The sequence below is a fragment of the Vibrio sp. V43_P6S15P86 genome (assembly GCF_009904725.1).
In the GTDB taxonomy this organism is placed as follows: Bacteria; Pseudomonadota; Gammaproteobacteria; order Enterobacterales; family Vibrionaceae; genus Vibrio; species Vibrio diabolicus.
In genome coordinates this window covers 1-2,047 of the sequence record NZ_WXWT01000261.1, presented here as the reverse complement: position 1 = coordinate 2,047, position 2,047 = coordinate 1, and the positions used below count along the sequence as shown (strand labels likewise).

General features: G+C 44.6%; 3 protein-coding genes. 2 read left to right on the top strand and 1 reads right to left on the bottom strand.

The genetic code is table 11. The features are described 5' to 3' along the window. The first annotated feature begins 2 nt into the window (after window positions 1-2). Window positions 3-668 (top strand): carboxymuconolactone decarboxylase family protein, encoded by a 666-nt coding sequence (locus tag CAG69_RS11815; RefSeq protein WP_161444325.1) that lies wholly within the window; start codon window positions 3-5, stop codon window positions 666-668. 43 nt (window positions 669-711) lie between these two features. Next, window positions 712-1,212, top strand: a complete 501-nt coding sequence (locus CAG69_RS11810) for a (R)-mandelonitrile lyase (protein WP_161444323.1) — start codon at window positions 712-714, stop codon at window positions 1,210-1,212. A 48-nt stretch (window positions 1,213-1,260) separates the two neighbouring features. On the opposite strand, the gene CAG69_RS11805 is transcribed toward CAG69_RS11810, so the two are convergent. Further along, window positions 1,261-1,953: an MOSC domain-containing protein gene (locus tag CAG69_RS11805; RefSeq protein ID WP_109169300.1), complete on the bottom strand. Its 693-nt coding sequence runs from the start codon at window positions 1,951-1,953 to the stop codon at window positions 1,261-1,263. Window positions 1,954-2,047 lie beyond the last annotated feature (94 nt).

Here is a 2,047-nt window from a genome sequence, read left to right as displayed (position 1 = left end):
CTATGACAACGCTATGCACAACGAATATCGCTTCAGCATCAGAAATATTCAGTGGTAAAGAGCGAGCTATTATTCCTATTTCTGCTTTTACTGCGAGTGGTGAAATAGAAAAACTAACACAAAGCCTTAATGATGGGTTAGACGCAGGCCTAACGGTCAACGAGATAAAAGAACTGCTGGCTCAGTTGTATGCGTATGCTGGATTTCCGCGCAGTTTGAATGGACTAGCAACATTTATGACGGTGTTGGAGGAACGTAAAAGCCGAGGTATTACCGATATCTTAGGGCGAGAATCAAGCGCGTTACCTAACGATAAAACCAGCTTAGAATTTGGCGCTGAAAACCAAACACAACTTGTTGGTGCAGAAGTAAAAGGCGCGCTATTCGATTTTTCTCCGCAAATTGATGAATACCTAAAAGCACATTTGTTTGGTGATATTTTTGAACGCAATGTGCTCACTTGGAAAGAGCGTGAAATTGCTACGATTGCAGCACTAGCAAATATGAACGGTGTTAATAGCCAATTAGCAGCTCACTATAATATCAGTATGAATAACAATGTTTCTATTCAAGAGTTAGAGGAATTTATTGTTGTATTAAGTGAGTGCTGTGGTGAAAGTGTGTCTAACAATGCTCAATCGGTCCTAAAAACAGTTTTGGAAAAATAAATATTATTTGGCCAATCATATCAATTAGAAAGGAATTCGTATTATGAAAAATAAATCATCATTGCTTATTTGGTCTGTGCTGTTGTCGACGGGATTTATGCTTCCAATTGCTCAAGCAGCCGATGGTAACTCATCTTCGCAGCAAGTTTATCGCTCTGCTGATCAGAAATCGTTTCAAGGACCTGAAAACCTATTTACCGGGAAAGTTAACGTCGAGATGTTGTTTCCTGAAAACGAAGTTGCAAACTACAGCGCCGCCTATGTTACTTTTGATGCAGGAGCTCGAACCGCTTGGCATACTCACCCTGCAGGACAACACATGATCGTCACTTCTGGTACCGCACTTACAGGAACGCGTGATGGGCATGTAATTCGATTTGCTGCTGGTGATAGTGTCTGGTGTCCTCCTGGTATCGACCATTGGCACGGTGCAACACCAAATGCGCCAATGACTCACCTAGTGGTTACGGCGTCAAAAGACGGTGAAAACGTTATCTGGAAAGAGCAAGTTACCGATGGTCAGTATGCAGTAGGACAGCAATAACAAAGGCCACGTTTTTATAGCGAGCGCAGAGCTTTTACTCTGCGTTTTTTATTGTCTTGTTGGGCCAACCAAGCGCATTTCCCAATCCTCGACTTCGCCAGTTTCTAGACGGCGCTCGACCAACTTGCCCCAAGATTCGACTAACGGCAGTTCAGACAGCTTAGTGAGTTCTTCTCTATCTAAACAGCCAGTGAAAACCGCGCCCATGATGCGAGCCAGTGGCCATTCTGGATAAGGTCTTTCACACAGAATAATCTCGTCACCTGCACCGATATCGCCTTCTTCCAATACTCGGAAATACCAGCCTGTTCGAAGCGTATCTTGCAGTCTTCTCGCCATGTCGTGTTGGTCAAATCGTACGTTAAGTTTCCAACAAGGCATGCGACCTTGCGACACTTCAAGTAGTGTTGAGCCGATACGGATTTTATCTTTCAAGCAAATCGTGGATTCGGTGACGCCCTCGGAGCTGATGTTTTCGCCAAAGCCGCCAGCGGATTGGAAAATAGTTCTTTCGCCTAATTGTTGTTGCCAGATTGGGTAGTGCTCGCTTGGGTAAATATGAAGCGCTTTTTGAATCCCACCATGAAAGCGCGGATCGCCTTGCTCATCACTGGTAAAACCAAGCTCTGTTGCGTGCTGGCGCTCGGGCAACACTTGTTTGTTGATTGCGCTTTGCGCTCCATGAGCATAAGGGACGGTTTTCCCTGCTAGCACAGCTTTTACGACGCCGATTTTCTTCATGTAACCTCCTTATTATTTGAATGAGAGATAAAGTGTTTACCTTCATTCGCGATGCGGAGCATGATAGCCTAGTAAACTTGTGTCGGTGTAGGGA

What these genes read in the sequence shown, in the direction of transcription:
- CAG69_RS11815 (WP_161444325.1), top strand. Translation starts at nt 3, where the DNA reads ATGACAACGCTATGCACAACGAATATCGCTTCAGCATCAGAAATATTC.
- CAG69_RS11810 (WP_161444323.1), top strand. Translation starts at nt 712, where the DNA reads ATGAAAAATAAATCATCATTGCTTATTTGGTCTGTGCTGTTGTCGACG.
- CAG69_RS11805 (WP_109169300.1), bottom strand. Translation starts at nt 1,953, where the DNA reads ATGAAGAAAATCGGCGTCGTAAAAGCTGTGCTAGCAGGGAAAACCGTC.